This is a genomic window from Sphingomonas bacterium, from assembly GCF_028289855.1.
Classification (GTDB): domain Bacteria; phylum Pseudomonadota; class Alphaproteobacteria; order Sphingomonadales; family Sphingomonadaceae; genus Sphingomonas.
Window position 1 is genome coordinate 132,609 of sequence record NZ_JAQGKZ010000080.1, and the last position, 7,053, is coordinate 139,661.

The 7,053-nt window shown below is 63.2% G+C and carries 2 protein-coding genes; one reads left to right on the forward strand and one right to left on the reverse strand.

Annotated features, from left to right (window positions below):
- Positions 1-77: 77 nt before the first annotated feature.
- Positions 78-2,351, reverse strand: a complete 2,274-nt coding sequence (locus JWM94_RS09470) for a TonB-dependent receptor (protein ID WP_299425565.1) — start codon at positions 2,349-2,351, stop codon at positions 78-80.
- Positions 2,352-2,607: 256 nt separating this feature from the next.
- On the opposite strand from JWM94_RS09470, the gene JWM94_RS09475 reads away from it, so the two are divergent.
- Positions 2,608-7,053 carry an Ig-like domain-containing protein gene (locus JWM94_RS09475; RefSeq protein ID WP_299425568.1) on the forward strand — a complete coding sequence of 1,482 codons (4,446 nt, stop codon included), beginning with the start codon at positions 2,608-2,610 and terminating at the stop codon, positions 7,051-7,053.

The window sequence follows — 7,053 nt, forward strand, 5'->3', positions numbered from 1 at the left end:
GCGCTTTTTCGGGAATGTGGGAAAAAATGGCTGGCCGCCGCTCGCTCGAAGCGGTGCGGCGGCCAGCAGGAGAGAGGTCAGAAGACCTTGAGCACCTTGATGCCGTACTGGCGCGGCGCCCCGGCGAAATCGAGCCCGCTGTTGAGCGCGGCGACGTAATGCTGGTCGGTCAAATTGGTGCCGTAGGCGGTGACCGTCAGCGTGCCGCGCGTATAGGCGATCTGCGCGTTGAGGATCTTGCGCGCATCGAGCAGGTCGCCGCGGTTCAGGTTCTGGAACAGCGTCGCATACTGGCTGCCGACATAGCCGAAATTGGCGCGGGGCGTGATCGAATCGCCGCCCGGCAGCTTGAAGGTATATTCGCCGCTGACGTTGAACGTGACGTTCGGCGCATAGGTCTGGCGGCGGCCCTTCAGGTTGATGCAGTTGGTCGCGGCCGGCGGCCCGCCGAGTAGCGGATCGCAGGCACCGGTGGCGGCGATCCGGGGGTCGCTCGCGTAGAACTGGCCGAGTTCGCTGTGCAGCACGTTGACGCCCGCGCCGAACTTGAACCCGCCCAGGCTGACGTCGATCTCGCCCTCGAACCCGTAGATCTTCGTCGAGTTGGGCACGTTGAGTTCGATGCCGAACGTCGGGAAGGTCGGGTAACCGATGATGACCTGGAAGTCCTTATAGTCGTTGTAGAAGCCGGTGAGTGTCGTGCGGACGTGTCCGCCCGCCCAATTGGACTTCAATCCGGCTTCGAACGACGTGATCCGCTCCGGCTTGAACGGCGCGGGCTGGCCGAGACCAACCGGCACGTTGAGGCCGCCGGGACGGAAGCCGGTGGCGACGAAGCCGTAGAGATACTGGTCCTTGCTGATCTTCCAGCCGAGCGACGCCTTGTACGAGAAATTGTCGGTCGACACCGTCTGCACGTCGCTGATCAGCGCGCCATATTGCTGGACGTTGACGTAGTTGGTCGAGCGGCTCGTCGTATACCGCCCGCCAAGCTCGAGCTTAAGGTTCGGCGTGATCAGGAAGCCGACCTGGCCGAACGCGGCGAGGTTACGCTCGGGATTGCGGCCGTAAAGCTGGTACAGGCACGGGTTGAACGTCGTCACCGGATAGCAGAGGTTGATTGTGAAATTGCTGAACGGCTTCGGGAAGAAATAGGCGTTCCACATCCCGAACCCGCCGAGCAGCCACGTAAAGCGCTTGTTGTCGGGCGAAGTGATGTTGAATTCCTGGCTGACCTGCGTCTCGGTCACGGTGTCGAAGAACGAATAGTTCTTGATCGTGCCGGTCGGGTTCGTGACGGGTACGATCGTCGTCGGGTCGCCGAAGTTCGATGCCGTGCCATCGAGATCGGCCTGGTACAGCGTGTTGCCGGTCTGGAAGCCGGTGACCGAGCGGAACTTGACCCCGCCGGGCGTGTCGTATTCGAGCTTCAGGACCGACCGGACGAACTTGTCGCGCGCGGCTTGCGGCGCGTTGAGCTGGATGTCGTACAGGTCGCGGCGATAGGTGGGGTAGGCGTTGCTGTGCTGGTAGAAGGGCGAGGCCGGATAGGCGCCCGAATCGAGATAATCGAGATCGGTCTTCCACAGCGCGGAGAAGCGGTCGCTCGGCTTCCACAGGAAGCTGATACGGCCGGCCATATAGCCCATCTTGCCATTGTCATAGGGATAGGCGGTCCCGCCCGCGCCCCTGGTCTTGAAGAAACTGTCGCGGCGGTCGAAAAAGCCCGCGAGGCGGATCGCGAAGGTGTCGCTGACCGGGATGTTGATCGCGCCCTGGAAGCCCAAATCGTTGTAATTGCCGTAATTGGCGTTGGCATAGCCGCGGATGCCGCCGTTGATGATCGGGTCGTTGGTGTTGACGAACACCGCGCCGCCGGTCGCGTTCTGGCCGACGATCGTGCCCTGCGGCCCCCGCAGCACCTGGATGTTGGCGACGTCGTAATAGGGCTCCATCTGGAAATAGCCGGGGAAGGTCGGCACGCCGTCGCGATAGGTGATCACGCCGGTCGTCGTCTGCGTGTTGTGCTCGGCCTTGCCGATCCCGCGGACGTTGAAATCGTTGCCCTGGCCGAAATTGTTGACGACCACCGACGGCATCGCGAATTGCAGCGCGTCGACGTTGGTGACGCCCTTGTTCGACAAATCGGTGCCCGACAGCACCGACGCCGAAATCGGCGACGTCATCAAATTCTCATCGCGCCGCGTCGCGGTGATGATGATGTCCTGCGCGTCGTCGCTGTCCGCACTGGTCGCGGTATCGGCCGACGGCGGCGTGGTCTGCGCGGCAGTCGGGTTGCACCAAGCCACCGACACCATCGATGCGCTCAGCAAAAATGCAAAAGCCTTCATAACCCCTCCCCAAACAGTCTCTGCATCACGCTCTGCGGCGCTGATGGCGGTACAATGCAGCGGAGTTCGACAAACTTCAATACTAATTCTCTGCAGAGTGAATAAGGCGTTCGGGGACGGCGGCCGATGCGCTCCGCACGTTGTAAGTGCGCAAAAAACCGCACAAAAGTGCGTTGTAGCACTCTCGTCTATTAGTTAAGTCGGTGTCCGGGGATGCGAGCCAGTCATATGCTCGTGCGTGTTTCGGGGGCGTTCGATGAGTAGTGCAGTACCAGTTGCGTCGATCAGCTTGCCGCACGACGGCGGCGAATTTCGTGTCAACACCACGACGGCGAACCAGCAATACGATACCGCAATCACGCGATTGAGCGACGGCGGGTTCATCATCGTCTGGTCGACATTTTCGTCGGCATTTCCGTCCCCGACCGATGTCGGCGAGATTCGCGCGCAACGCTATGGCGCCGATGGGCAGCCGGCGGGTGCCGAGTTCAAGGTAAACACGACTGGCGCCGGTTTTTACGGCCAGCCCACGGTCGCACTCCTTGCGGGTGGCGGGTTCGCGGTCGCCTGGTCGTATAAGGACACCAACGCTTACCACGTCCAGGCTCAGATTTTCGACGCGTCGGGCAACCGGGTGGGGAGCGAATTTCAGGCCAATAGCGCGCCACTGTCATCGAGCAACGGAACACCCTATCCGAGCATCGTCGCACTGGCGAATGGCGGGTTCGCACTGGCTTGGGAATACGGTGTCGGGTCGTTCGATAACGACATGCGCGCGCGCGTGTTCAACGCCGCGGGTACGCCCAGCGGCGGCGACTTTCTGGTCAACACCACCACGACCTTTTTTCAGGGGCCGCCCAAGCTGGTGGCGGCTGGCAACGGCTTCGTCGCCATTTGGGAGGACAATAGCCACAATAACGGCGACAACAGCGTCTTTGGCCAGCGTTACGACAGCAATGGCGCGCGGATCGGCGGTGAGTTCTTCGTCAATACGACCACGTCCGGTTATCAGGGCCAACCCAGCGTCGCGGCACTGAGCAACGGCGGCTTCGTCGTGGTCTGGTACGGGGATGGCGCTTCGGGCTCGGGCTCGTACTTCCAACGCTACGACGCGAATGGCGCGGCCGTTGGGGGCGAGACTGCGATCGGCGGCAGCGGCATCGGTCAGGTATTCGGCCTCCCCGGCGGCGGTTTCGTCGTCACCAGCAACCGCTACGACTCCGACGGATCGGTCGGTAACGCCTATGCGCAGCGGTTCAACGCCGACGGCACCATCCACGGCAGTGCTTTTCTCATCAATACCACCACCGCCGACACGCAAGAGAACGCGCAGATCGCGGTCTTGCCGACGGGCGAAATCGTGGCGACCTGGCGCTCGTATAACCAGGACGGCGATGGCTGGGGCGTCTATGCCCAGCGGTTCACCGACGACATCCATACCACGGCGGACCACGCGTTCGATCTCAAGGGGATGATGAAGATCGTCGACGACGGCGGTGCGGGCGCGCAGGAAACGGTGACGATCTCGGTTTCCTACGGCATCCTCAATATCGATGGCGGTCAGCCGAACGGCTCTGGCGTCGACATCGTGGGCAGCGGCACGGGCACGGTGATCCTGCACGGACCGCTGGCGATGATCAACGCGTTGCTCAACACGCTCCAGGCGAGCACGGTGCAATACGTGCCCACGGGCGGCTCGTCGCCGGCCAGCGCGACGCTGACGATGAGCGTCACCGACGCCGACAATCAGACATCGACCGCCAGCCAGCCGATCACCATCGCACCGGATATCCACGCGCCGCTGGCGCAGGACGACGCCTTCGCGATCACCGAGAACGACACGATTCAGTCGGGCAATTTGTTCGTCGATCACGGCCACGGCGTGGATGTCGCGCCGCCGGGTCAGTCGCTGTCGATCGCCGCGGTCAATGGCGTCGCCGCGAATGTCGGGCAGGCGGTCGTCCTCGCGTCGGGTGCGACGCTGACGGTGCGCGCCGACGGGACGTTCGACTACAACCCGAACAACGCCTTCAAATATCTGCCCGCTTCAGGGTCGGGCGCGTCGAACCTCACGGCGGCCGACAGCTTCAGTTATTCGCTGACGAACGGCAACACGGCGACGGTGACGATCACCCTCAGCGGGCTGGATAGCGACGATATCCTGCTTGGCACGCCCGGGAACGACTCGCTGAGCGGCGGCGCCGGACGGGACGAGTTTCACGCCGGCGGCGGCAACGATTTCATCAATGTGACCGGCGGCGACTATGTCGTGGGCGAAGTCTATGACGGTGGCGCCGGGAACGACGAACTGACGTTCTTCTCGACCGGATCGATCGACATCTCAACATCGACAATCACCGATGTCGAGACGCTGCGCTACAGTTCACAGCCGGCAAATGCGACGCTGTCGTTGACGCTGGCGCAGCTGGCGAGCTTGTCCGTGATCCACGTATCGCCCAGCATTACGCTGACCACCGGGGGCTCGATCGCGTTGAGCGGCAAGACGCTGGACGGCCCGATAAATCTGGCGCCTGTCGACACGATATTCGACATGACGGGCGTCGTGGCGGCGTACCTGCCGATCATCGTCAACGGCAACAGCGGAAACGACACGTTGATCGGTAGTGCATCGGCCGATCACCTGTCCGGCGGCGCGGGCAATGACACGATCGACGGGGGCGCCGGCGCGGATACGATGGCCGGCGGCACCGGCGACGATATCTACGTCGTCGACAATGACAGCGACGTGATTGTCGAGAATGTCGGCGAGGGCAACGACCTTATCAAAGCCTCGGTCAGCTATGCGCTACACCCGGGCGTCGATGTCGAGACGATGCGGCTGATCGGCACGGCCAACATCAACCTGACCGGCAATGCCGACCATCAAATCCTGATCGGCAACAGTGGCAACAACATCATCGACGGCAATGGCGGCGGTGACCGGATGAAGGGAGCCGCCGGCAACGACACGTACATCGTGCGCAGCGCGGCCGACGTGATCGTCGAGATCGCCGGCGAGGGCGACGACACGGTCAACGCGGTGCTCAGCTATACGCTGGGCGCGGCCGCGCAGATCGAGCATCTGACGACGATCAATGCGTCGGCCACCACCGCGATCGACCTGACCGGCAACGATTACAGCCATGACATCCAGGGCAATGCCGGGACGAACGCGCTGACCGGCGGATCGGGCGATGACGTGCTGCAGGGGTTCGGTGGCGGCGACACGTTGGTCGGCGGCGGCGGGCGGGACGCTTTTTATGGTGGCGACGGCGACGACGTGATCGAGGTCCGCGCCGGCGATTTCGTGAGCGGCGAAGTGTATGACGGCGGCAACGGAACCGACACCGTGACGTTCAAGAATGGGGGATCGGTCAACGTTGCCGGCTCCACGTTCGCGTCGGTCGAACAATTGTTCCTGATCGTCCAGACCGCGACGGCCACGACGCTGACGCTGACCGGGGCGCAACTCGCGAGCTTCTCGCGGATCTATGGCCTCGGACAGAATGGCGGCGCCGCGATATTTTCCGTGACGACCGGCGGCAATTTTTCGTTTGCGGGCAAGACCGTTCAGGGCATTTTCAACCTCGCGCCCGCCGATACCGTTTTCGACCTGACGGGGGCGACGATCACCGACAGCATGATCACGGTCAATGGCGGCATCGGCAACGACACGCTGATCGGCAGTTCGGTCAACGACTGGCTCTATGGCGGGGCGGGTAACGATGTGTTGCAAGCCGGGGCGGGCGGCACCGACACGCTGATCGGCGGTACGGGCGACGACATCTATACGATAAGCGATGCATCGACCGTGATCGTCGAGGCCGTCGGCGGTGGTAACGATACGATCAAGTCCTCGGTCAGCTACGTGCTGGGCGCCGGCGTCGATGTCGAGACGAGCCGGTTGATCGGAAACGCGAATATCAACCTGACCGGCAACGCCGATCATCAGATCCTGATCGGCAACACCGGCAACAACGTCATCGACGGCGGCGGCGGCGGCGACCGGATGAAGGGCGCGGCCGGCGACGACACGTTTATCGTGCGCAGTTCGGCCGACACGATCGTCGAGGTGGCCGGCGAGGGCAACGACACGGTCAAGGCAGCGGTCAGCTATACGCTCGGCGCGGCGGCGCAGATCGAGCATCTGCTCACGATCGACGCGAGCGCGACCACCGCGATCGACCTGACCGGCAACGATTACAGCCACGACATCCAGGGCAATGCCGGCGCGAACGTGCTGACCGGCGGCACGGGCGACGACGTGCTGAAGGGGTTTGCCGGCAACGACACCTTGTTCGGTGGCGGCGGCGCGGACAGGTTCGTGTTCGCGATCGGTACCGGGCAGGACAATGTCGGCGACTTCGTGTCGGGCAGCGACAAGATCGATCTGTCGGCGTTCGGTTTTGCCAGCTTCTCGGACGTCCAGGCGGCGACGCACGATGTCGGCGGCAATGCCGTAATCGATCTCGGCGGCGGCGATAGCGTCACGCTGAGCGGGTTCCTGAAGGCCCAGCTGCAATCGGGCGATGTGATCGTGTCGGGCGGCGGCGGTCAGGCGCCGTTGAAGGCAGGCATGCTGGACGTCCAGCGCTGGATCGCGACCGACGACACCGACCATGCCGCAAAGGACATCCTGGCGCCGCATTTCCTCGACTATGTCGGGCCGACCTCGCTGCCGGCGTTCGACTACATTCTTTGA

Excerpts from the sequence above, each read along its gene's own strand:
- JWM94_RS09470 (WP_299425565.1), bottom strand. The coding sequence starts at position 2,351 with ATGAAGGCTTTTGCATTTTTGCTGAGCGCATCGATGGTGTCGGTGGCT.
- JWM94_RS09475 (WP_299425568.1), top strand. The coding sequence starts at position 2,608 with ATGAGTAGTGCAGTACCAGTTGCGTCGATCAGCTTGCCGCACGACGGC.